Source organism: Microbacterium sp. RU1D (genome assembly GCF_900156435.1).
Classification (GTDB): Bacteria; Actinomycetota; Actinomycetes; order Actinomycetales; family Microbacteriaceae; genus Microbacterium.
On record NZ_FTPQ01000001.1, the window covers coordinates 472,661 to 494,689 of the forward strand.

Consider the following 22,029-nt stretch of genomic DNA (forward strand, 5'->3'; position numbering starts at 1 on the left):
CAGAATGGTTGGCGGAGTCCGCGCACGCGTGGGCTGTCGGACTTCTCACCGTTGTTGCGGCTCTCTGCGCCACATGCTTTGCGAAAGCTCAACGCAGCGCGGGTCTAGTCGTTGTAAGTGTCCTCGCTATGGCCGTGAGTGTGCAGTCCGGGTCCAACTTCGTGCCGGTGTTGTGGACGCTCATTCCAGTGGTCCTCGCCCTCGGGATCAGCGCGTACAGGCACGCTCTCCTGGGACGGAAACGGCTCTACCGAGCCCAGGATTACTTGCCGAGAATCGTGCTCGAAAGATTTGCGCTCGCTGCATTCGCGCCCATGTGGCAGGTGTTCCTCGCTCCAGCGCTTCTCGTTCGGCTCGTCGTCGGCGTGTACGGTGCTTCACCTTTCGCGGAAGAATCGACGCTCAAACTCGTACGAACGCAGATGAAGAGGCTGCGTCGATCCGGAAAGACAATCACCGAGGCTGGGGCGGCCGACGTCCTCGGCGTCCTCGGCGCGGTGCTGTCAGCGCAACCCGACCAACAATCTTGACAGAACCTCGCCGCAGCTGCGCTCTTCGCCCTCGACGAGCCGCTGGGAGCGAGCGGTGTCATTCCCCGGACCCCGAGCACACCCGCAGGTCGCAGCTCGGAATTCCAGCAGGTGCTTCGGTGTCACCACCGCTGTCAGTCACGAGAGGCGAGACTGCGCAATGCTCACCTCCGCGCCTCAAAGAACGCCGCTCCGGGGTCATCGAAACCCGAGCTACATCCCCGGCGCCATATCCGCGAACCGCGAATAGTGACCCTGGAACGCCACCGTGATGGTGTCGGTCGGACCGTTACGGTGCTTCGCCACGATCAAGTCGGCCTCGCCGGCGCGCGGCGAGTCCTTCTCGTAAGCAGCCTCGCGGTGCAGCAGCACCACCATGTCGGCATCCTGCTCGATCGAGCCCGACTCACGCAGGTCGGAGAGGGCCGGCTTCTTGTCGGCGCGTTGCTCGGCGCCACGGTTCAGCTGCGAGAGGGCGATGACGGGAACCTGCAGCTCCTTCGCCATGAGCTTCAGCGCGCGCGAGAACTCACTGACCTCCTGCTGGCGCGACTCGACGCGCTTACCGCTGGTGAGCAGCTGCAAGTAGTCGATGACGACCATCTTCAGACCCTCGCGCTGCTTCAGGCGACGGCACTTCGCGCGGATCTCGACGAGCGTCATGTTGGGGCTGTCGTCGATGTAGAGGGGGGCGTCGTTGATGCGGCCGCGGGTGGCGGCGACGGTCGTCCAGTCGCGGGAGTCCAGGGTTCCCTTGCGCATGCTCTGCAGGGGGATGGCTCCCTCGGCGCTGAGCAGGCGCATGGCGATCTCGCTGCGCCCCATCTCGAGCGAGAAGAAGATGCACGGGGCGTTCGACTTGATCGCGGCAGCGCGGGCGAAGTCGAGCGCGAGCGTCGACTTACCCATGGCGGGACGCGCGGCGAGCACGATCATCTGACCCGGGTGGAGGCCGTTGGTGAGCTGGTCGAGGCCGGCGAAGCCGGTGGGGATGCCCGTCATCGACCCGTCGCGACCGCGAGCGGCCTCGATCTCGTCGACCGCGGCATCCACCGCCACCGTCAGGGGGATGTAGTCCTCGGCGCTGTCGTCGCCCGAGACGTTGTAGATCTCGGCCTGCGCGCTGTTGACGAGCTCGACCGGGTCGCCCTCGCCGGCGTAGCCCATCTGCACGATGCGGGTGCCGGCCTCGACGAGGCGGCGCAGCATGGCGCGCTCCGACACGATCGACGCGTAGTAGCCGGCGTTGGCGGCCGTCGGCACGATCGAGGTGAGCGTGTGGAGGTAGTCCGCTCCCCCGGCGCGCTGCAGCTCACCGGTCTTGATGAGCTCGTCGGTCACGGCGACGACGTCGGTCGGCTCGCCATGCGAGTAGAGCGTGAGGATGGCCTCGAAGATCAGCTCGTGCTTCGGCACGTAGAAGTCGCCGCCGCGCAGGGTCTCGATCACATCGGCGACGGCGTCTTTCGACAGCAGCATGCCGCCCAGCGCGCTCTGCTCGGCCAGCATGTCGTGCGGCGGCGTGCGCTCGGGGCGGGGTGCTTTTCCGAGACGGTCTTCGGCGATGTCGGCGATGGCCACGTGCTCTCCTTCTGTGCTCGGGACGCCCGTCACCGCCTCACGCGCGCGCGTGGGGGGCTCGGAAACACTGCGGGTGGGACGACCTCGCCAGCATGCAATCACCGAGTTCGGACATCGGAGCGCGCGGGTGGTGAAGGGGATGCCCGAGGGGCTGCACCCACGCTAGATACCACGCTCCCCACATGCAAACAGACCTGTGGATAACTCTGTGGAGAGTTTGCGGGAAACGCCGCCATGTCTGTGCACAACCACTGTGGAGAACTCGGTGGATGGATGCCAATTTGCCGCCCAAAAAAGCTTTTGACCGGGCCTATATCTGTCCACAGGTTTCCTGCGTAAAACCTGCGTGAACTTCGCCTTGAAGGTTGTGCGCTAGGGGCTCCACATGTGTACAACTCGGGGGATAACTCGCCGAAGCACTACCGATCCGAGCCCCCCGCTGTCAAATCTTTTTTCCCATCCGGCGTGTCGCCCGTCATCGCGCGGCTACCGGTCGACTACTGGGATTTCACCCGATCTCTTCCGCACCCGCGGTGGCAGGCGTACCGTGGCCCGCGCAGAATCGCCGTCGATTCTTTTGGGGGGTGCATCGAATGGATGCCATGGCAGGGCGAGGGGTGTCGCACACGTTGCGACTGCTCCTTCTCGGCGCCTGCGCGGCATTCGCCCTCGCCTTCCTCTCGCTCATCCTGTCGGTCTCATCGGCTTCGGCCGACGACGGCGGAGGGGGCCTGCTCGGCGGCATCGCCTCGACGGTCGATGACGCGACCGACACCGTCGCCGACGTCGTGGAGCCGGTCACCGATCACGTCGCCGATTCCGCGGCAGCCGACACCGTCGCCGACGTCGTGGAGCCGGTCACTCACCGCGTGTCCGACACCGCGGCATCCGACACCGACACCGTCGCTGAGGTGCTGCCCGAGCCCGTCGCGGTCCCGGTCGCGGAGGTCGTTGAGACGGTGACAGACACCGTCACCGACACGGCCGGCGACGTCGCCGGGGGCGCGCTCGACGCCGTCGACACCGTGACCGACACTGCGGGTGACGTCACCGGCGGCGCTCTCGACACCGTCGACGCCGTCGTGCACGACACGACGCAGGGCGTGGACGACGTCGTCGACGCGGGCGTCGTCGGCACCATCGTCGAGCCGATCGTCGACACCGTCGAGACGCTGCCCGTCGTCGGCCCCATCGTGGGAGACACGGGCCTCGGCGAGGTCGTCACCGACGTGGGTGACGCCGTCGACGGCACGGTCCCCGTCATCGTCGGCGAGCTGCCCTCAGTCGACCCCGTCTCCCCGATCATCCCGGTCGTTCCGGTTCTGCCCACGACGCCCCTCACCCCGTCGACCCCAGCCGCGCCGATCGCGCCGGTCGACCTGGGCGGCGAGGTCACTCCCCCGGCCGATGTCGCCGCGGCGGAAGCAGTTCCGGCGCTCCCCGAGGCCGCGCCGGTTGCGGTGTCCCCCGTCGATGCGCTCACCGCGCAGACGACCGCGACCGCGCAGTTCTTCACCGCCGCCGCCCACGCGACGCCCACCGTGACCGTCGTCACGGCCCCGGCCTCCCCCGAGACGCCCCGCGATCTGCCCGCGCCTCTCGCCGCGGACGCCGTGTCGGGCGTTCCGGCTTCGTCGTCGGCATCCGGGAACTCCCCGACGGCCGCCACTCCTCTTGCCACGCCCGCCGACGCCGCCTTCGGCGCCGGGCTGCTGCTGCTCGCTCTCCGCCACGACGTCGACGACGATCTGCCGGGGAGCCCCGTCTTCGCCACCGACGTCTCTCCTGACTGAGGACGGTCGCGCCGTGCCCCGCACGGCACACGACCCCGCGCGTTCGCGCACCCTCATTCACACACAGGAGAAACTCTCATGCGCAAGTTCTACTCGCGTGCCCTGCTGGGCGCGTTCGTCGGGGGCGGCCTGGCCGTCCTCGGATGCGGCATCGCCAATGCCGCGGAGACCTCGGGAGCAGACGGTCTGCTCTCGGGCGATCAGGCCGGCATCTCGGTCGACCTGCCCGTGACCGTCGGCGGCAACGCCGTGTCGCTCATCGGCGACAGCCACAGCGAGGATGCCGACACCTCGGCGCCCGCGCCCGATGCGGCCCCGGTGACCATCACCGACGGCAGCGACGGGGTGGGCTCGGGCAACCAGGGCATCATTTCGATCGACGTGCCCGTCACGGTCGGCGGCAACGCCGTCTCGGTGGTCGGCGACAGCCACAGCGAGGATGCCGAGACCTCGGCGTCCGCGCCGGAGGCGACCCCGGAGCCCGCGCCGGCTGAGGAGCCCGCCGCGGAGCCGGAGGCGGCCCCGGAGCAGCCTCCGCTGCACGTCATGCCGGTGTACACCGACGAGGTGCCCGGAGCGGCCACGGACGGCACCGATAGCCTCCTCGGCGGCAACCAGGTCGTCGCGCCGGTCGAGGTTCCGATCACGGTCGGTGGAAACGCCGTCTCGGTGATCGGCGACAGCCACAGCGAAGACGCCACCACCACCGGTGGCACCGGCGGTGACTCGGTCGGCGACGTCGAGACCGACGGCACCGACAGCCTCCTCGGCGGCAACCAAGCGGTCATCCCGATCGAGGTTCCGATCACGGTCGGCGGCAACGCCGTCTCGGTAATCGGCGACAGCCACAGCGAAGACGCCACCACCACCGGTGGCACCGGCGGTGACTCGGTCGGCGACGTCGAGACCGACGGCACCGACAGCCTCCTCGGCGGCAACCAGGCCATCATCCCGATCGAGGCGCCCCTCACCATCGGCGGAAACGCCGTCTCGGTAATCGGCGACAGCCACACCGAGGACGCCACCACAACCGGTAGCAACGGCGGTTCGGTGGGTGACGTCGAGACCGACGGCACCGACAGCCTCCTCGGCGGCAACCAGGCGATCATCCCGACCGCCGTGCCCGTCACCATCGGCGGCAACGCCGTCTCGGTGATCGGCGACAGCCACAGCGAAGGCGCCACCACCACCGGTGGCGTGGGCGATGGCGGTGTGGTCGGAGGCATCATCACCGACGGCACCGGCAGCATCGGCGGCGGGAACCAGCTGATCATCCCGATCCAGCTGCCCGTCACGATCGGCGGCAACGCGGTCTCGGTCATCGGAGACAGCACCACCGAGGAGTCGAACACCGGCGGCACCCCGGGTACCCCCGGAACGCCGGGTGAGCCCGGTACGCCCGGTGAGCCCGGAACGCCCGGCACCCCCGGAACCCCCGGCACCCCCGGAACGCCCGGTGAGCCCGGAACGCCCGGTGAGCCCGGAACGCCCGGAACGCCCGGGACTCCGGGCACCCCCGGAACGCCCGGCACCCCGGGAACCCCCGGCACCCCGGGAACCCCCGGCACCCCGGGAACCCCCGGCACCCCGGAAACCCCCGGCACCCCGGGAACCCCCGGCACCCCGGGAACCAACGGCGGTCACACCGAATCGACCGGCGGCACCACCGTCGTCGGCTCGGTCGCCTCGGTGAGCGCCGCGGCGCCTCTCGCGACGAGCGGGGCCAAGGCCCTGGCCGTCACCGGAACCAAGGGCTCCACCGCCCTCGGCCTCGCCATCGCGGGCCTGCTCGCGATGCTGATGGGCGGGGTGCTGCTGCGCCGCCGCGTCCGCGCCTGAGTGACCGCGGGCCTACGTCACGGGCCCGCTGAACACGACACCGGATGCCGACCCCGACACGGCGGCATCCGGTGTCGTGGTGCGCGAACCGGCATCCGCGCGCCGGCTCGGCCCGCGGATCACGCCGGCGCGGTCACTCCGCCAGGCGCCAGTCCTCGAAGCTGAACCCCGGCGACACCAGGCAGCTCACCACGACCTCCGCGCCGCTCGCGGGCCGCGCCGCCTGCCACACGCCCGCGGGAACCGTGTGCTGCAGCACGTGCCCCGCCGCGAGGTCGGGACCGAGCGTCACCGTCTGCGCCTCTCCGGGAGCTGCGCCGTCGCCGCCGAGTGACAGCTCGAGCGTGCCGGGACCGTGCCAGAGCCACACCTCGTCGCTGGTCACGACGTGCCACGCGCTCTCTTCGCCGGGGGTGAGCAGGTAGTGGATGCACGTCGCCGCCGGACGCGCCCCCGCGGGCGTCTCGACCGCGTACGAGCCGGTCCACATGCGGCGGAACCATCCGCCCTCGGGGTGCGGCTCGAGAGCGAGTAGCCGAGCCGTTTCGGGGAGGTCGGTCATGCGGATACTCCTGTCTCACGGGCGAACGACGCCGACGTCCAGCGCACCTCGCCGTCGATGTACGTGGCCGCCGCGCGTCCGGCTCCGTCGACCACGAGGTGCTCGATGGTGTCATCGACCCCCGACACCGGCACGTCGAAGAACGCGAGATCCGCCACGGCGCCGACCGCGAGGTACCCCGTGCGCGCGGGCCCGGTGTCCAGCCCCATCGCGTGCGCTCCCCCGAGCGTCGCCGCCCGCAGCAGCAGCGCCGACAGGTCGCGATGCACGTACCCCTGCGCCTGCGCCAACCGGTGCAGCGCCGCGACATCGGCCAACAGGTCGAGAGAGGGACTGGATGCCAGGGAGTCGGTGCCCACGGCCAGGGCGTTGCCCTCGACGAGGTAGGCGGCCACGGGCGGCTCGTCGAGGCCGATCACGGCGTTCGAGCGCGGGCACAGCGCCACGCTCGTGCCGCGCGCCCGCAGCGTCGCGCGGTCGCGCGCGGTCATGTAGACGCCGTGGGCGATGTGGCAGTCGGGTCCGAGCACGCCGAGCTCGTCGACGAACTCGGTCGCCCCGGTGCCGAACCCCTCGTCGCGGAGGGCCTGGAAGCTCGACGCGCGCCGCTCCCGCCACGGCTGCGGATCGTCGTGCCCGCGCTCGAACGCCGCCTCTCCGAGGTGGATGTGCAGGCGACTCCCCCGCTCGCGCACGATGTCGGGAATCTCGAGCAGCGGCTCCACGTCGAGCGAGTACGGCGCGTGCGGCGACAGCCCCGTCCCCGGCGGCGACGGCAGCGCGTCGAGGCGCGCCTCCACCTCCGCGCGTCCGCGCTCGGCCCAGGCGGCGTTCGTCCAACTCATCACCTCCCAGTAGGTGATGCCGTGCAGCCGCGCGTCGTGCAGCGCCGAGGCCGCCTCGACGTCGGTGACGATGTCGGCCACCGCCGTGGTCCCGGCGGCGATCATCGCGCGCGCGCCGGCCGTGGCATCCGCTCCCCAGTCGTGCCCGCGTTCGTAGACCGGCTGGAACGCGGCGGCCCAGTCCTCGAACCCCGCGTAGCTCCCCCGGCCCACCGCGGCCATGCCGGTGTACTGCAGGTGCGAGTGGGCGTTGACCAGTCCCGGTGTCAGCACGCCCGGCCAGTGCACCTCGTCGAACGCGAGCCCGCGGGCGTGCAGCTCGTGCAGTACCCACTCGCGGTCGCCCACGTGCCGGATGCGCCCCGCCGCCACGGCGATCGCCCCGTCGCGGATCGGCGGCGCCGTGATCGGCAGCACGAGGGATGCCGAGAACACCACGACACGATCGGCTCGCTCTTGCACGGCGTCAGCCTAGGGAGGCGGTGTGACGGGCGTGTGTCGTGCGGGCGCGAAGGTGGCTGAGCCTGTCGAAGCCACCCCAGGACCGGTTTGGGGCGCATTCCGCACGTCGGGGCGCGAAATACACGCCCCGACATCACGAATCCGCCCCGGATTGGGCGGGCGCGCGCGAAAAGGCCCCGCCCTGCCGAAGCAGGAGCGGGGCCGAATCGTGCGTCGCGAATTACTTCGCGGCGACCACCTGGAGGGTGATCACGGCGGTGACGTCGTCACGCAGGCGAACGGTCGCCTCGTGCTCGCCGACCGACTTGATCGCGGAGGTGATCTGGATCTTGCGCTTGTCGAGCTCACCGAGACCGGCGGCCTTGACGGCGTCGGCGACATCGGCGGGCTTGACCGAACCGAAGAGGCGACCCTCGTTGCCGGCCTTGACGGCGAGCTTGACGGTGTTCGACTCGAGCGAGTTCTTCAGGGCCACGGCGTCTTCGTGCGCGTGGATCGCGCGGGACTCGCGAGCAGCGCGGATCGACGCGACCTGCTTCTCGCCACCGCGGCTCCAGGCCACGGCGAAGCCCTGCGGGATGAGGTAGTTGCGGGCGTACCCGTTCTTGACCTCGACAACGTCACCGGCGCTACCGAGCCCGGTGACCTCATTCGTGAGAATCAGCTTTGCCATCGGGTGCTCCTTAGCGGCCGGCGCCGGCGTAGGGCAGGAGAGCCATCTCGCGCGCGTTCTTGATGGCGCGGGCGATCAGGCGCTGCTCCTGCACGGAGACACCGGTGATACGACGGGCGCGGATCTTCCCGCGCTCCGAGATGAACTTGCGGAGAGTTGCGACGTCCTTGTAGTCGATGACGCCGACGCGGATCGCCTTCGCGGGGGCTGCGTTCTTCGCGCCCTTCCGCGGCTTGCGGCGGTCGCCAGTGGCCTTTCCAGCCATGCTTCCTTCTTTCGTGTGGTTCGGATGCCGAGCCGGTCACGCGGACCGGGTCATGGCATCCGGAATTTCGAGGGGTCTGTCGTCTCGCTCGAGAGCGGGGCGAAGATCAGAACGGGGTGTCGTCGCCGTAGGAACCGGGAGTGCTCCACGCGTCAGCGCCGCTGTTGCCGCCGCCGTTGTTCGAGCCGGGGGTCGACCACGGCTCGTCGTTCGACTGCTGCACCTGCGCGCGCTGGCCGCCTCCGCCACCCCCGCCGCCACCGGCGGCACGGGTGACCTGGGCGGTCGCGTAGCGGAGCGAGGGGCCGATCTCATCGACTTCGAGTTCGATGGAGGTGCGGTTGTTGCCCTCGCGGTCCTGGTAGGAACGCTGCTTCAGACGCCCGGTCGCGATGACGCGGGAGCCCTTGGTCAGCGAGCCGGCGACGTGCTCGGCGAATTCGCGCCACACCGAGGCGCGCAGGAAGAGCGCCTCGCCGTCCTTCCACTCGTTCGCCTGACGGTCGAACGTGCGGGGGGTCGACGCGATGGTGAAGTTCGCCACCGGAAGCCCGTTCTGCGTGTACCGCAGCTCGGGGTCGGCCGTGAGGTTGCCCACGACGGTGATGACGGTTTCGCCGGCCATCGTCGTTACTTCGCAGCCTTCTCGGCGGACTCGACCTTGCGGGGAGCGGCGGCCTTGCGGGCGGCCTTCTCCTCGGAGCGCTTGGCCTCGGCGGCGACCTGGGCGATCGCTTCTTCGGCGCGCAGGACCTTGGTGCGCATGATCTGCTCGTTCAGCTTCAGCTGACGGTCGAGCTCGTTCGTGGCCTCGCTGGTCGCGACGAAGTTGACGACGGCGTAGATGCCCTCGTTCTTCTTGCGGATCTCGTAGGCGAGACGACGGCGGCCCCAGATGTCGATCTTGTCGATGGTTCCTCCATCGGCCGTGATGACCTTGAGGAATCCGTCGAGCTTCGGAGCGACCTGGCGCTCGTCGACCTCGGGATCGAAGATGACCATGAGTTCGTACTGGTGCGTCACTAACCCACCTCCTTCGGACTAGAACGGCTGACGGGCATTTCCCGGCAGCAGGAGGGTGTGTTGCACGTCATCGCGGGCTCACACGCGCATGGGCGTCGCCGGACAACCTTCGTAGTCTAACGGATGCCGACTCTCCCGGGGAATCGAGGGTCGATAGCCTGGAGACACCGACGACGGCAGGGGGCCGCATGACGGGGATCCGACCATTCGACGCGCGAGCGTTGACGATGCCGGGCGATGCGGCCGCGGCCCGCGCGTTCACGGCCCGGCTACGCGCGGAGGGAAGCCTGCCCGCCGCCAACACCGCGGCGGCGGTCGTCGCCTACGTGTTCGCGTTCGGTCTGATCGGAGGCGCCGGCGTCTTCCTCATCGTGCTGCTGACGATCTTCGGCTCGGTGATCGGCGAGGGCGCGGTCATCCTCGGCCTGATCTTCTCGATCCCGATCCTGCTCGGCCTCGGGGCGCTGGTGGCCGCGCTCTTCGCCGTCCGTCACGGGCAGCGGAAGCAGGAGGACCGGCGGTGGCGCCTCGCCGGCTTCGCGCGCGACGTCGGCATGGAGTACGTGCCCGCGCTGCCCGAGCCCGCGCTGCCCGGCGCGATCTTCCAGATCGGCGGCGACCGCACCGCCTACGACCTCGTCCGGTCGTCGCACCCGCGCTTCGTCGAGGTGGGCAACCACTCGTACACGGTGAGCAACGGCAAGAACACCACCACCTCGCGCTGGGGATACATCGCGGTGCGTCTCGACGTCCCCCTGCCGCACATCGTGCTGGATGCCATGGGCAACGGCGTGCGCCTCGGACTGTGGGAGCGGGGTCAGCACCTCAGCCTCGAGGGCGACTTCGACCGCTACTTCCGCCTGTACTGCCCCGCGGGCTACGAGCGCGACGCGCTCTACCTCTTCACCCCCGACGTCATGGCGCGTTTCGTCGACACCGCCACGCCTCTCGAGGTGGAGATCATCGACGACTGGCTGTTCCTCTACTCCCCCACCGAGCTCTCGACGCTCGACCCCGCGCGGTGGGCGTGGCTGTTCTCGGTCATCGCGGCCCTTCTCGAAAAGCTCGAGCAGTGGGGGCGTTGGCGCGACGACCGTCTCCCCCGCGCCGTCGAACCCTCCGCACCGGCCGCCTCCGGCAAATTCGCCGGGAACGCGACCCCGGCGCCGGTCGCCTCCGCGCTCCCCTCTCCCGACGCCGTCGCCGCCGCCCTCGCCCCCGCGCCGGTCGGTGTCGCCCCGCCGGGCCGGCGTCTCCGCCGCAGCAGGGCGTGGATCATCGCCCTCCTCGCCGTGGCGGGCGTGATGGTCGCCGTCGTGGCCGTCTTCCTCGTCGGCATCCTGTTCTTCCTCGCCCGATGACGCGGCCTTTCACCGAAAGGCGGATCATGACCCCTTCGCCCCTCCCCGGCTCGCGGCTCGGCGCGCCGGCGCCCGCCCGGTCGCGCGGCGCGCTCCGTCGTCATGCGCACGCCGTCGCTCCGGCGGGCCGGACCTCCCACCCCGCGGAGGCCGTCCGATGACCGCGTCCGTCGACGTCTCCGCGCTCACCGCACCCGTCGACCGCGCCGCGGCGAGCGCGTTCTCCGCGCAGCTGCGACGCGAGGGGCGGCTCAGCGGTCGTGCCGTGCCGATCGTCCTGTTCGCGATCATCGGCGTCGCGTTCCTGCTGATCGCCCTCTTGTTCTTCGGCGTCGTCGGCTCAGCGTTGTTCACGGGCGACATGGGCTCGGGGCCCGCTCCACTGCTGGTCGTGGTCCTCTTGATCGTGGTCGGCTCCCTGGTGACCGGGGCCGTCGTGCGCGGCTTCGGCGGAGCCGCCGAGCGGCGTTACCGGCTCGATCGCTTCGCTCGCGCGAACGGGATGACCTGGCATCCGGGCTTCGACGACCCCGCCCTGCCGGGCATGATCTTCTCCCTCGGCCACGACCGCGAGACCCACGACATCGTGCGTGCCGAGAACCCGCGGTTCGTCGAGGTGGGCAACTACCGGTACGAGACCGGATCCGGCAAGAACAAGCAGACCCACCGGTGGGGCTACGTCGCGGTGCGGCTGGACACTCCGCTCCCCCACATCGTCCTGGATGCCGTGGGCAACAACGGTCTGTTCGGCGGGTCCAACCTGCCGGTCACGTTCGGCCGCGACCAGCGCCTGAGCCTCGAGGGCGACTTCGACCAGCACTTCGCGCTCTACTGCCCGGAGGGCTACGAGCGAGACGCGCTGTACCTCTTCACGCCCGACGTCATGGCGCGGTTCATCGACAGCGCCGCCGCCCTCGACGTCGAGATCGTCGACGATTGGCTGTTCCTCTACTCCCGCCGCGATCTGTCCACCCTGGACCCTGCCACCTGGCGCTGGCTGCTGACCACGGTGGCGGCGATCGACGACAAGCTCGCGCAGTGGGCACGCTGGCGCGACGAGCGCCTCCCCTCCACGCCGACGGCGGGGGCCGTGGCATCCGGAATCCCGGGGGCGACGACCGGCGCCGCGCCCCTGCTGTCGCCGCCGCCGGCGGGCGTCGCGGCCCCGGGACGTCGGCTCAAGCGCGGATTCCCGCTCGTGACCGTCATCGTGGGGGTCGCCGCGGTGGGCTGGTGGGTGCTGACGCTCGCGTTCGGCCGCTGAACCGACGCCGCTCGAGGTCGGCGGCTCAGTGCGCCGACCACCCGCCGTCCATCGTGTAGCTCGCACCGGTCACCATCGACGCGTCGGGCCCAGCCAGCCACAGCGCGAGCGAGGCCACCTCGGCAGGTTCGACGAGGCGCTTGATCGCGGCATCCTTCAGGAGCACCTTCTCGAGCACCTCGCTCTCGTCGACCCCGTGCGTGCGCGCCTGGTCGGCGAGCTGCTTCTCGACCAGCGGCGAGCGCACGTAGCCGGGGTCGATGCACACGCTCGTCACGCCATGGGGGCCGCCCTCGAGGGCCGTGGTCTTGGACAGCCCCTCGAGGCCGTGCTTGGCGGTGACGTAGGCGGACTTGAACTCCGAAGCCCGGATGCCGTGCACGCTCGACACGTTCAGCACGCGGCCGAAGCCCCGCTCGTACATGCCGGGAAGCGCGGCGCGGATGAGCAGGAACGGCGCCTCGAGCATCAGCCGCAGCATGAACGCGAAGCGTTCGGGAGCGAACTGCTCGATCGGGCTCACGTGCTGGATGCCGGCGTTGTTGACGAGGATGTCGACGTCGAGGGTCAGCTCGTGCAGCGCCGCCGTGTCGGACAGGTCGACCGCCCAGGGGCGGCCGCCGATGTCGGCGGCCACCCTCTCGGCGCCCTCGGCGTTCAGGTCGGCGACCGTCACCTGCGCGCCCGCGGCGGCGAAGGAGCGGGCGATGGCTTCGCCGATCCCGCTCGCGCCGCCGGTGATGAGGGCGCGGCGCCCGGTGAGGTCGATGGTCATCAGGCTCCCTTCGCACCGGCCGTGCGGCGCTCGGCGGTACGTGCCGCGTCGGCGGCGTCGATGTCGCGCAGCGAGATCCCGCGCGTCTCCGTCAACGACAGCACGGCGATCGAGGTGACGATGCACGCCACGACGATGTAGATCGCGATCGGCAGCCACGAGCCGAAGTCGCGCAGCCACTGCGTCGCGAGGATCGGCGCGAGCGAGCCCGCGAGGATCGCGGTGACCTGCGCACCGAGCGAGACGCCCGAGTAGCGCATGCGGGTCGGGAAGAGCTCGGCCATGACGGCGGGCTGCGGTGCGTACATGCCCGCGTGGAACACCAGGCCGATGGTCACCGCGAGCACGATGAGCACGGGGTTGAGCGTGTCAAACAGGGGGAAGGCGAAGAAAGCCCAGGTCGCACTGAGGATCGCTCCGACGAGGTATACCGGCCGACGGCCGACGCGGTCGGCGAGCCTGCCGAGCGGCGGGATCACCAGGAAGTGCACGACGTGCGCGATGAGCAGGGCGAGGAGCAGCTGGCTGGTGTCGTACGAGTGCACGATCTTGAGGTACACGATCGAGAAGCTGACGACGATGTAGTAGACGATGTTCTCCGCGAAGCGCACGCCCATGGCCTGCACGACGCCTTTCGGGTAGCGACGCAGCACCTCGACGACACCGAACGACGTCGCCTTCTCCTTCTCCACCTGCGCCTTGGCCTCGAGGAAGATCGGCGCCTCCTCGACGTGACGGCGGATCCAGAAGCCCACCAGCACGATCACGGCCGACAGCCAGAACGCGATGCGCCATCCCCAGTCGAGGAACGCGGCCGGGCTGAGCACGAACGACGTGATGAGCAGCACCAGAGTGGCCAGCAGGTTGCCGACGGGCACGGCCGCCTGCGGCCAGCTCGACCAGAACGCGCGGCGCTTGTCGGGGCTCTGCTCGGCGACGAGGAGCACCGCCCCGCCCCATTCGCCGCCGACCGCGAAGCCCTGGATGAAGCGGAGGGCGACGAGCATCGCGGGCGCCCAATACCCCACCGACGCGAACCCGGGGAGGCATCCCATGAGGAAGGTCGCGGCTCCGACGATGATGATCGTCGCCTGCAGGGTCGGCTTGCGGCCGAAGCGGTCGCCGATCTGCCCGAAGACGACGCCACCGAGGGGCCGGGCGACGAAGCCCACCGCGTAGGTCACGAAGGCGGCGATGATGCCGTCGAGGGGCGAGCCCGACGACGGGAAGAAGAACGTCCCGAACACGAGACTCGCGGCGGTGGCGTAGAGGAAGAACTCGTACCACTCGACGACGGTGCCGGCCATCGAGGCGGCGACGACCCGGCGGATCCGGGTCGTGGCCGGGGCTTGACCTGCGCCAGAGGTGGGGGCGGGGGCGCCGCCGCTGGCGCGCGACGCGGGGGTGGGGGAATCCATGCTGCTCCTTCGGTGTCGACGGTGACATTCGCGCTCCAGTGTGAGCCGGGCGCCGTCTTGCGACAATGCCCATTCCCGCTTCCCCGGTGTGCACAATTGCACACATGGATGCCACGACCGGCCGATTCGCGAATGTGCGGGCCGACGATCTTCTGATGCTGCTCGCCGTCGCGCGAACCGGGCGCTACACCGCCGCCGCGCAGGTACGCGGGGTCGACCACACCACCGTCGCGCGACGGATCGCCGCACTGGAGGACGCACTGGGCGGCCGAGTGGTCGCACAGTCGGGTCGAGGATGGGAGCTCACGGCTCTCGGCCGACATGCGAGCGAGACCGCAGGGCGCATCGAGGCCGCGATGTCGCACCTGGCCGCCGGGGCAGAGGAGCCCGATCCGGTGTCGGGAGTCGTCCGCATGTCGGCCACCGACGGCTTCAGCGCCTACATCGCCGCCCCCGCCATCTCGGCGCTGCGCGAGCGGCATCCGGATCTCGCCGTGGAGATCGTGGCCGCGCAGCGGCGCGCGGCCTTGCATCGCCCGGGGCTGGACCTCGAAGTGGTGGTGGGCGAACCGCAGACCTCGAGCGGTTCCACCGTCGAACTGGGGTCCTACACGCTGGGCATGTACGCGTCGCGTTCCTACCTCGCCGAGCACGGCTCGCCGCGTGACCTCGACGATCTGCAGCGGCACCGCCTCGTCTATTTCGTCGACGCGATGCTGCAGGTCGAGGCCGTCGACCTTCCCCGCCGGATCGTGCCGCACATGCGTGACGGCGTCACCTCGACCAACGTGCTCGTGCAGGTGGAGGCCACGCGCGCGGGGGCGGGCATCGGGATGCTGCCGTGCTTCGCCGCCGATCGGCACGACGACCTGGTGCGCCTGCTTCCCGGCAGCGTCGCCGAGCGCCTGCCCTACTGGATGATCGTGCGCGCGGACTCGTTGCGCATCCCCGCCGTCGCCGCTCTCGCGGAAGCCCTCCGGGACCAGACCGCACGGTCGGCCGCGATGCTCGACGGGGTGGGTTGAGCCGTCCGCCGACCGCTGCGCCCGGCGGCAGCCCAGCGCGAGGCGACGCGCGCGAGGCGAGGCGCGTGTGTCTCCCGCAGGCGTCGCATGCGCCCGGCGCGGCGTCGCGGGCGGGCCGGCGCTGGCCTCGCGGGCGCGTGCCGCGCCGGCGTCTCCGGGTGTCCGGCGCTGGCCTTCGCGGACTTCCGGCGCTGGCGTTCGTGTGCGTCCTGAACGAGGGCATCGCGGGCGTCCTCCTCGGACGTCAGCGGGAGAGTGGCGGCGCGCCGAGCGCGCGGAGTTCGCCCGCCGCCTCGGCGCCGATGCGGAAGCCGAGGCGCGGAGCAACCTCGGTCGCGAGTAACTCGATCGAGCGGAGGGTCACCTCGTGCGGGGGATCGACTGAATGCACCTGAAACGCGACGTCTGTGGCGAGGGCGAGCGTCCGGTCGGCGGCGAGCGACGTGACGACGTCATCGACCGTGCCCAGGTGAGTGTCCGTGGCCCGCGCGACCTCCCGCACGTCTCCGTCCGCATTCCGTTTGAGGAATGTACGAGTCAGGCGGCGGATTCCCGGTTCGGCGACGGCCCAGGTCTCCCCGAGCCGGTCGGCATCCACGACCACCGCCGTGCGCGACGCGAGGACGCGCGGCTCGACTCCGGCGGGGAGAGCATCGAGGTAGGCCTCGACCATCGGCACCTCCACCTCGTGCAGGTTCTGGTTGACTTCGCGGGGTTGGGTGCGGGAGAGGAGCAGCCCGTCGCCCTGCTCCCCGGCGCGGCGCGCTCCGTCGACGGAGAACGTCGCCTGCCACAGCCGCCCACCGAGACGGGGCGCTGCGGGGTTGAGCCGCAGGTCGGTTCCGCGGATACCGCGGCCGGCGAACGCGTCCCGCAGCACGGCGACGTGGGCGGCGTGGATCTCGCGACGGTCGCCGGAGGAGCGTTCGAACGCCGCGAACGACGCCGGGGTGCCGCCCGTGCCGATTCCGAGCTGCACGCGACCCTCGCTCAGGGCGTCGACGAACGCGGCATCCTCCGCCACCCGCACGGGGTCATCGATCGGGAGGGTCACGATGCCGGTGCCGAGGGCGATCTGCTCGGTCTGCGCCGCCGCAGCAGCCAGGAACGGGAACGGCGACGGCAGTCCGCCCTCGTCGCGGTCGAAGTGATGCTGCGCCACCCACACCGATGCGAAGCCGTGCCGTTCGGCTGCGCGGACCTGCGCGAGGGCCTTTCGGTATCGCTCGCCGTCGGTGCCGGCATCCAGGAGGCGGGTGAAGAAGCCCAGCCGCGCGCCGCTCATCATCGCCCCTCTCCTCGCATTCCCCTTGCGGAATGCCATCCCATCCAGGCTAAGACGGATCTCGAGCGGGGCGGCCCGGGTCGCTCGGAAGTCCCACCGGCCTCTCAGAGTGAAGCCACGTCGATCGGGTCGCCTGTCCGCGCCAGATCCGCCTCCAGCTCGCGCACAATCGGAATGACCGTCTCACCGAATCGCTCGAGCTCCTCCTGGAAGTGCAGGAATCCAAGCAGGAAGAGGTCGACCCCGCGCTTCTTGTATTCGATGATCCGCGTGGCGATCTGCTCCGCATCCCCGAACAGCTGCGTGCGGAATCCGTCGTTGTACTGCACGAGGTCGTCGATCGAAGAGTCGGCCCACATGCCCTTGCCGTCCTTCGTGGACGCCCCGGCCTCCTGCACGCTCTTGCGGAACCCCTCGACGGCGCTGTCGTCGGCGTGGGCGATGATCTCGCGCAGCTGCTCTTCCGCCGCGGCGCGGCTGTCGCGCTGGATGACGAAACCGTTGAGTCCGAACCGGGTGCGCCGTCCGTGTTCCGCGGCGATCCGCGTGACGTCGTCGTACTGCTCGGTGAAGCCCTCGAAGTCCTTGCCGTTGGAGAAGTACCAGTCGGAATGAGCCCCGCCGTTGAAGCGCGCCGCCGTCGAATTGCCGCCCTGGAAGATGTCGGGGTGCGCCCGGCCCGGCACGTCGTACGGGAAGGGCCGCAGCGTGAAGTCGGTGATGTCGTAGTACTTCCCGTGGAACGAGAACCTCTCCTGCGTCCACAGCCCGCGCAGCACCTGGATGAACTCCGCCGCGCGCTCGTACCGCTCGTCGTGCTCGAGCCACTCGAGGCCGAGGTCGGTGTACTCGTCTTTGAACCACCCGCTGACGACGTTCACGGCCGCGCGACCGTGCGAGAACTGATCGGCGGTGTTGATGAACTTCGCCAGGACCGCCGGATGCCAGATCCCCGGGTGGATCGCCGAGATGACCTTGAGCTTCTCGGTGTTCAGCAGCAGCGCGAGGCTGATCGAGGTGGACTCGTGCTGCTGGGCGGCGCCGTAGCTCGAGGCGTACCGCACCTGACTGAGGGCGTATTCGAAGCCGACGCGCTCCGCAGTCTGGGCGAGCTTCACGTTGTAGTCGTAGCTCCAGTCGGTGCGCTGTTCGATCGAGCTGATGACGAGCCCGCCACTGACGTTGGGAACCCAGTAGGCGAACTTCAGCGGCTCGTGGGTGGGGGCGATGTCGGACATGGGTTCTCCTCGCGGGTCGGAACCCGGCCACGTTCGCACCGCGGACGGGAGCGGTCAACGACATGTGACGGCCCGTTTCGTGATGTGACGCCCGATGCCCTGACGCCCCCGAGGATGGAGGCATGACTTCCCCCCAGCGCGTGCGTTTTGGCTACTGGACCCCGATCTTCGGCGGATGGTTGCGCAACGTCGACGATGAGCAGACGCCCGTGTCGTTCGCGCACATCGCGGAGATCGCCCGTGCCGCGGAGGAGGGCGGGTTCGATCTCACGCTGATCCCCGAGCTGAACCTCAACGACATCAAGGGGGTCGAGGCGCCGTCGCTCGATGCCTGGGCCGTGACCGCCGGCCTCGCCGCGGTGACGTCGAAGCTCGAGCTGATGACCGCCGTGCGGCCCGGCTTCCACAACCCGTTCCACACCGCGAAGCAGGCGGCGACGATCGACGAGATCAGCGGCGGTCGGTTCACCCTCAACGTCGTCTCGGCATGGTGGGCCGAGGAGGCGAAGCAGTACGAGGGCCTCTTCAGCGCGCACGATGACCGGTACGCCCGCACGATCGAGTGGGTCGAGGTGCTGCGCGGCCTGTGGACGCAGACGCCCTTCGCTTATGAGGGGGAGTACTACCGCACGGAAGGCACGTACACCGAGCCCAAGCCGCAGGTGCTCCCGCGACTGTACGCCGGCGGCGAGAGCGAGGCCGGTCGCACGGCCATCACGCGCTTCGCCGACGCGTACCTGACGCACGGCGGCACGCTCGACGAGCTCGAGGTGAAGGTGGCTGACATGCGCCGCCGCCGGTCGGAGGCCGGTTCGGCGCCGTTCGAGGCATTCGGTATGGCCGCCTACGCGATCGTCCGCGACACCGAGGACGAGGCGCAGGCAGAGATCGACCGCATCACCGACGTGCGCGGGGGAGCGGCATACGGGTCGTATCAGGACTTCGTGAGCAAGTCGAAGCTCGATACCCAGGTCGACCTCAAGGAGTACTCGGTCTCGAACCGCGGCCTCCGCCCGAACCTGGTCGGCACCCCCGACCAGGTGGCCGAGCGCATCGTCGACTTCGCGAACGTCGGCGTCTCGACGCTGCTGCTGCAGTTCTCCCCGCACCTGCCCGAGATGCAGCGCTTCGCCGCGGAGGTCATCCCGCGCGTGCGTCGCCTGGAGGCGCAGCGCGACGCATGAAGCCGCGTCCGGCCTCGCAATCGTGCGGCGACACCCTTTCTGGGGCGCCTCGGCCGGTCGCTCCACGGACCAGCGCGTAGCCCTGACAGTGCTGGGGCCGCCTTCGGACGGGAGACCGTCGCGCTCCCCCGGCGAGGACGCGCGCGCCCACCCAGCGGCACCGTCGCGGCGGGTGAAAAAGGGTGGCGGAACCCTATTCGTACATGCGTTTTTCTTTATGCTCTCACCGCGGTCCGCATGCTTTCGCCGGCTAAGTGCCGTCGACCGTCGCACTTCGCCCGGGTCGCAGGGAGGTGACGTTGACGACTCTTTCATTCGCTTACCAGTTCGTTCGAGAGCCCCTCGTCATCACACTGCTGGCCCTCTTCGCGGGGATCAGCGTGGGAATCAGCCATGAGCAGAGTCGTTCCGGCGCGCTGTGGGGATCAGCGGGAGCCGTCTTCCTCATGAGCGTCTGTGTGTTCGTGCTGTCACCGGAGGCGACACTCGCGCCGTCCGGCTGCATCGTGGGTTTCGCGGCCACCGCGTTGCTGAGGGATCACTTGGCACGACGGCGGCGCGAGCGCGACCAGGAGTCATGAGCTCGGCCGCCGCAGTGTCAGACCCCGCTCAGGGCCTGCGCGAGATCCGCGACCAGATCGTCGGCATCCTCGAGACCGATCGACAGGCGGATGAGGCCGTCGCCGATGCCGAGGCGGTCCCTCGTCTCCTGCGTGAACCCGAGATGCGTCGTCGTCGCGGGATGCAGCGCCATGGACCGGGTGTCGCCGATGTTCGTCATACGGCTGAAGAGGCGAAGGGCGTCGAAGAACCGCTCCGCTGCGGCGCGACCGCCACGCAGGGTGAAGGAGAAGACCGAGCCCGAGAGGCCGTCGTAGTCGCGCAGGGCGATGGCGTGCTGCGGGTGGGAGGGGAGTCCGGCGTAGTCGACGCTCTCGACCGAATCGTGCTGGTCGAGCCACTCGGCGACGGTGCGAGCGCTCGCGAGGTGCTGGCGCATGCGCACCGACAGCGTCTCCATGCCCTGCTGGAGGAGGAACCCGTTGAGCGGCGACAACGCGGGTCCGGTGTCGTTGGCGATGCCGAACCGCAGTGACAGCTCGAAGGCGCGGGGACCGAAGGCGTCGACGAACGAGGCGTGCGTGGCGACGGGCGTGTCGGTGAGCGCCGGGTAGGACCGGTCGGATGCCGCCCAGTCGAAGGTTCCGCCGTCGACGACCGCGCCGGCGAGGTTGGCGCCGTGCCCCGAGAGGAACTTCGTGGCGGAGTGCACGACGATGTCCGCGCCGTGCTCGATCGGTCGGATGAGGAACGGTGTCGCGATGGTGTTGTCAACGACGAGGGGGATGCCGTGACGTCGCGCCACGCGCGCGACGGCGTCGATGTCGACGACGTCGTTCTTCGGGTTGGGAAGGGTCTCTGTGAAGATCGCCTTCGTCTCGGGACGAATGAGGGCATCCCATTCCGCCTCGTCGAGGGGGTTCCAGACGTATTCGACCGTGACGCCGAGGCGCGCGAAGGTGCGGTCGAAGAGCACACGGGTGCCGCTGTAGATGCTCGCGGTGGAGACGATGTGCTCGCCGCTGCCGGCGAGACCGAGGAGCGCCATCGTGATGGCCGCCTGGCCGGACCCGACGACGATGGCCCCTGCGCCACCCTCGAGCGACGCGAGACGCCGCTCGGCGACCTGGTTGGTGGGGTTGGCGTTGCGGGAATACAGGTGTCCGAGGTCGACCGCACCGAATCGGTCGGTGGCTTCCTGGAACGAGCTGAAGCGGTATGCCGCGGACAGGTGCACGGGGGTGATCCGCGACCCGTGCGTCAGGTCTTCTTCTTCACCCGCGTGCACCTGACGGGTCGCGAACCCGAAGCCCGTCCAGTCGGAGTGGGGAATCGCGGGTTCAGCCACGCAGACCGACCGCTTCCTGCGGGAGCAGCGAGCCCAGCCAGCGGGCGATCTCGCGAGGTCCTGAGCGGGGTGCGGTGGCCTCGACATCGGGGTTGTAATTCGTGTTCGTGTTCACGTCGTAGGTGACGGTCCGGCCGTCGCGCGTTTCGATGAACTCGATGCCGGCGATGCCCACGCCCTCGGCCGCGAGGAAAGCGAGGTAGCGGTCGGTCAGCGCGGGGTCGACGTCGTCGCGGCGGCGGAAGAGCGGCTCCGGCTCCGCTCCGTCGGCACCGGGGACGGCACACGCCTCGGCGGGGCAGAGCTCGAAGCTGCCGGCGCTGGTGTCGACACGCACGGCGTAGACGAACTCCCCGGCCACGAACTCGGCACGGGTGATGAACGGCGACGTGGCGACCAGGAGTTCTTGCAGCAGCGTGATGCCGTCGGGGGAGGGCTCGAAGTCGGGGCTGCCGACCCACGCCGCGAACTCTTGGACCGTCTCCCAGCGGCGCACGCCGAGGCCCTTGCCGCCCTGATTGTGCTTGCTGATGAACGGCGCGCCGAACTGCTCGGCCTGGCTGACGAGGTCGTCGGTGCCGAAAACGGCCACCGTGCGCGGAACATCGATGCCCGCGTGCCGGAGAGCCGCGTGCTGCGCGACCTTGCTGACCTCGAGCTCGAGCACGTCGGCGCCGTTGATGACCGTCCGGCCCCACGAGGCGAGCCACCGCAGAACAGCGCGCCCGAACTCCTTGCTGTGGGCGTGATCGCGCGTGTGAGCGGAGGCACTGAGGCGTGACCAGAAGATGCCCTCGGGCGGTTCGACGGCCAAGTCGATCGAGCCGTCGGTGAGCATCCACTCCTCGAACGGCACTCCCTCAGCCTCGAACGCCGCCGCGAACGGCGGAATCCACTGGGGGTTCTCGTGAATGACATAGACCTTGCCCGACATGTCGCCAGGCTAACCCGGGGCTCCGACATCGCGCCCGCTCGCCGTCACGAGGCGACACCGACG

At 69.9% G+C, this 22,029-nt stretch carries 21 protein-coding genes; 8 read left to right on the top strand and 13 right to left on the bottom strand.

Translation table 11 applies throughout. The annotated features are described in order from the left end of the window. The first annotated feature begins 128 nt into the window (after positions 1-128). A complete protein-coding gene (locus B0B15_RS02105; RefSeq protein WP_076673064.1) occupies positions 129-530 on the top strand; it encodes a hypothetical protein in 402 nt (133 codons plus the stop codon). Between the two features lie 213 nt (positions 531-743). Here B0B15_RS02105 and dnaB read toward each other — a convergent pair whose 3' ends face one another. Continuing rightward, positions 744-2,039 (bottom strand): replicative DNA helicase, encoded by a 1,296-nt coding sequence (gene dnaB / locus B0B15_RS02110; protein ID WP_306169550.1) that lies wholly within the window; start codon positions 2,037-2,039, stop codon positions 744-746. A 674-nt stretch (positions 2,040-2,713) separates the two neighbouring features. Here dnaB and B0B15_RS02115 point away from each other — a divergent pair. Both B0B15_RS02115 and B0B15_RS16870 read left to right on the top strand, forming a co-directional pair. Next, entirely contained in the window at positions 2,714-3,904 is a 1,191-nt protein-coding gene (locus B0B15_RS02115) for a hypothetical protein (protein ID WP_143733826.1), read from the top strand. Between the two features lie 78 nt (positions 3,905-3,982). After that, on the top strand, positions 3,983-5,743 hold the full coding sequence (locus tag B0B15_RS16870; protein ID WP_076673067.1) for a chaplin family protein: 1,761 nt from the start codon (positions 3,983-3,985) through the stop codon (positions 5,741-5,743). A 133-nt stretch (positions 5,744-5,876) separates the two neighbouring features. Here B0B15_RS16870 and B0B15_RS02125 read toward each other — a convergent pair whose 3' ends face one another. From B0B15_RS02125 to rpsF, 6 genes are all read right to left on the bottom strand, one after another. Further along, on the bottom strand, positions 5,877-6,305 hold the full coding sequence (locus B0B15_RS02125; RefSeq protein WP_076673068.1) for a cupin domain-containing protein: 429 nt from the start codon (positions 6,303-6,305) through the stop codon (positions 5,877-5,879). Beyond that, positions 6,302-7,612, bottom strand: coding sequence for an amidohydrolase family protein (locus B0B15_RS02130; protein WP_076673069.1), 1,311 nt, complete (start codon positions 7,610-7,612; stop codon positions 6,302-6,304). The genes B0B15_RS02125 and B0B15_RS02130 overlap by 4 nt, the downstream gene beginning before the upstream one ends. Positions 7,613-7,832: 220 nt before the next feature. Further along, on the bottom strand, positions 7,833-8,285 hold the full coding sequence (gene rplI / locus B0B15_RS02135; protein WP_076673070.1) for a 50S ribosomal protein L9: 453 nt from the start codon (positions 8,283-8,285) through the stop codon (positions 7,833-7,835). A 10-nt stretch (positions 8,286-8,295) separates the two neighbouring features. Continuing rightward, positions 8,296-8,550, bottom strand: coding sequence for a 30S ribosomal protein S18 (gene rpsR, locus B0B15_RS02140; RefSeq protein WP_013584646.1), 255 nt, complete (start codon positions 8,548-8,550; stop codon positions 8,296-8,298). Positions 8,551-8,656: 106 nt separating this feature from the next. Beyond that, positions 8,657-9,175 (bottom strand): single-stranded DNA-binding protein, encoded by a 519-nt coding sequence (locus B0B15_RS02145; RefSeq protein WP_076673071.1) that lies wholly within the window; start codon positions 9,173-9,175, stop codon positions 8,657-8,659. Positions 9,176-9,180: 5 nt separating this feature from the next. Further along, complete coding sequence (gene rpsF / locus B0B15_RS02150; RefSeq protein ID WP_058622540.1) at positions 9,181-9,573, bottom strand: 30S ribosomal protein S6; 393 nt, start codon at positions 9,571-9,573, stop codon at positions 9,181-9,183. A 227-nt stretch (positions 9,574-9,800) separates the two neighbouring features. Here rpsF and B0B15_RS02155 point away from each other — a divergent pair, with 227 nt between their 5' ends. Together B0B15_RS02155 and B0B15_RS02160 are read left to right on the top strand one after the other, a co-directional pair. After that, positions 9,801-10,934, top strand: coding sequence for a hypothetical protein (locus B0B15_RS02155; RefSeq protein WP_143016317.1), 1,134 nt, complete (start codon positions 9,801-9,803; stop codon positions 10,932-10,934). Positions 10,935-11,091: 157 nt separating this feature from the next. Further along, positions 11,092-12,198, top strand: coding sequence for a hypothetical protein (locus B0B15_RS02160; RefSeq protein WP_076673073.1), 1,107 nt, complete (start codon positions 11,092-11,094; stop codon positions 12,196-12,198). Between the two features lie 25 nt (positions 12,199-12,223). Here the strand turns inward: B0B15_RS02160 and B0B15_RS02165 are convergent, their stop codons facing one another. Together B0B15_RS02165 and B0B15_RS02170 are read right to left on the bottom strand one after the other, a co-directional pair. Next, entirely contained in the window at positions 12,224-12,973 is a 750-nt protein-coding gene (locus B0B15_RS02165) for a 3-hydroxybutyrate dehydrogenase (RefSeq protein WP_076673074.1), read from the bottom strand. After that, complete coding sequence (locus B0B15_RS02170; protein WP_076673075.1) at positions 12,973-14,391, bottom strand: MFS transporter; 1,419 nt, start codon at positions 14,389-14,391, stop codon at positions 12,973-12,975. The genes B0B15_RS02165 and B0B15_RS02170 overlap by 1 nt, the downstream gene beginning before the upstream one ends. Positions 14,392-14,495: 104 nt before the next feature. Here B0B15_RS02170 and B0B15_RS02175 point away from each other — a divergent pair, with 104 nt between their 5' ends. After that, a complete protein-coding gene (locus B0B15_RS02175) occupies positions 14,496-15,416 on the top strand; it encodes a LysR family transcriptional regulator (protein WP_076673076.1) in 921 nt (306 codons plus the stop codon). A gap of 244 nt (positions 15,417-15,660) precedes the next feature. Here B0B15_RS02175 and B0B15_RS02180 read toward each other — a convergent pair whose 3' ends face one another. After that, on the bottom strand, positions 15,661-16,701 hold the full coding sequence (locus B0B15_RS02180; protein ID WP_076675088.1) for a putative FMN-dependent luciferase-like monooxygenase: 1,041 nt from the start codon (positions 16,699-16,701) through the stop codon (positions 15,661-15,663). Between the two features lie 104 nt (positions 16,702-16,805). Further along, positions 16,806-17,939, bottom strand: a complete 1,134-nt coding sequence (sfnG, locus tag B0B15_RS02185; RefSeq protein WP_076673077.1) for a dimethylsulfone monooxygenase SfnG — start codon at positions 17,937-17,939, stop codon at positions 16,806-16,808. A 122-nt stretch (positions 17,940-18,061) separates the two neighbouring features. Here sfnG and B0B15_RS02190 point away from each other — a divergent pair, with 122 nt between their 5' ends. Beyond that, a complete protein-coding gene (locus B0B15_RS02190; RefSeq protein ID WP_218123528.1) occupies positions 18,062-19,123 on the top strand; it encodes an LLM class flavin-dependent oxidoreductase in 1,062 nt (353 codons plus the stop codon). 299 nt (positions 19,124-19,422) lie between these two features. After that, on the top strand, positions 19,423-19,704 hold the full coding sequence (locus tag B0B15_RS02195) for a hypothetical protein (RefSeq protein WP_143016318.1): 282 nt from the start codon (positions 19,423-19,425) through the stop codon (positions 19,702-19,704). A gap of 17 nt (positions 19,705-19,721) precedes the next feature. Here the strand turns inward: B0B15_RS02195 and B0B15_RS02200 are convergent, their stop codons facing one another. Then, the gene (locus B0B15_RS02200) at positions 19,722-21,032 is read right to left on the bottom strand and encodes an O-acetylhomoserine aminocarboxypropyltransferase/cysteine synthase family protein (protein WP_076673079.1); all 1,311 of its coding nucleotides are present in this window, start codon (positions 21,030-21,032) and stop codon (positions 19,722-19,724) included. Then, positions 21,025-21,966, bottom strand: a complete 942-nt coding sequence (locus tag B0B15_RS02205; protein ID WP_076673080.1) for an ATP-grasp domain-containing protein — start codon at positions 21,964-21,966, stop codon at positions 21,025-21,027. Before B0B15_RS02205 ends, B0B15_RS02200 begins: the two co-directional genes overlap by 8 nt. Between the last annotated feature and the right edge of the window lie 63 nt (positions 21,967-22,029).